Source organism: Streptomyces sp. B1866 (assembly GCF_031932565.1).
GTDB lineage: Bacteria > Actinomycetota > Actinomycetes > Streptomycetales > Streptomycetaceae > Streptomyces.
Genome location: NZ_JAVSCF010000517.1, coordinates 1 through 1,324, shown reverse-complemented (window position 1 = coordinate 1,324; position 1,324 = coordinate 1). Strand labels below are relative to the sequence as shown.

1 protein-coding gene and 1 pseudogene are annotated in these 1,324 nt (G+C 73.1%); both read right to left on the bottom strand.

The window, feature by feature from the left end; translation table 11 throughout:
- Positions 1-23: 23 nt before the first annotated feature.
- Positions 24-722: a DUF2993 domain-containing protein gene (locus RKE29_RS29895; RefSeq protein ID WP_312008844.1), complete on the bottom strand. Its 699-nt coding sequence runs from the start codon at positions 720-722 to the stop codon at positions 24-26.
- Positions 723-1,083: 361 nt separating this feature from the next.
- Positions 1,084-1,324, bottom strand: a pseudogene (locus RKE29_RS29890) (hypothetical protein); the annotation flags it as partial.

The window sequence follows — 1,324 nt, the reverse complement described above, 5'->3', positions numbered from 1 at the left end:
ACTGACCCCTTGGAATTGATCATCTAGTCCGTCAGCCGTACGTCGTTCCCCGCGACGGAGATGTCCACACCGTCCTGCGTCACCTCGACCTCGTCCAGCCGCAGGCCCGTCGGCAGGCCCTCCACGTGCCGGTCGATGTCGATCTGGTGCCGCAGCCGGTCCTCCCAGCGCGCCAGGCTGCCCACGCCGGAGATGGTCTCGGCGCGCAGCCGGATCGTGTCGCCGTCCACCACCGAGACCGTGCTGTTGGCGCTGATCTGGAAGCCCAGCAGGCCGCCGGTGACCTTGACCAGGCCCCGGCCCGCCTCGTTCTCGCCCGCGTAGCCGACCGTGAGGCCCGGGGGCGCGGCGGCGGTCAGGTCCGCGTAGGTGATGTGCGAGGAGCCGGAGGCGCTGTCGGCGGTGGCGGACGAGAAGTCGCCGGATATGTGCACGTCGTGCAGCGTGGCCCGCATCCGGTCGACGCGGACCGTGCTGCCGGTCTGGGTCTGCGTCTCCATGTCGTCGATGCGCACGCTCACCTTGTCCAGGTCCTTGGAGACGACCTGGGTGAGGAACGGGAAGCCGCCGATCGACACGTGCGGGGTGGTGGTCAGCCCCTGTCTGGACTTGATCTTGTCGGCGGCCTGGGACTCCACGATGTTCACCGCGAGCCGGTCGGCGCCGACGAACAGCCCGGCCAGTATGACGACGACGATCAGCGTGATGCGAAGTGCGCGCATGCGTGTTTCCCCGGTCCCCATCGCTCGTGCTCGGCCCGCGCGGCGGGACCTCACGTCTTCCGGCTGCCGAGCCTAACCGCAGCCCCGCGCGTGCGAGCCGGTCCGGTCCGCAGCGCTATCCGGGCGCGGATACCAGACCGCAGCCCCGCGCGTGCGAGCCGGTCCGGTCCGCAGCGCTATCCGGGCGCGGATACCAGNTGCGTGTTTCCCCGGTCCCCATCGCTCGTGCTCGGCCCGCGCGGCGGGACCTCACGTCTTCCGGCTGCCGAGCCTAACCGCAGCCCCGCGCGTGCGAGCCGGTCCGGTCCGCAGCGCTATCCGGGCGCGGATACCAGACCGCAGCCCCGCGCGTGCGAGCCGGTCAGCCCAGGGTGTGGCCGATCACGTAGACCGCGGGCGCCGCGGCGGCCAGCGGCAGCGCCACGCCCGCGGTGAAGTGCACGAAGCGGGACGGGTAGTCGTAGGCGGCCACCCGCAGGCCCACCAGCGCGCACACCCCGGCCGCGAGGCCGAGCCCGGCGCGCGCCGGGCTCGACGCGTCGAGGTCCACCAGGTGGGCGGCGGCCAGCGCGGCGGCGGCCGCGGCCGGCAGCGCGGCGGCC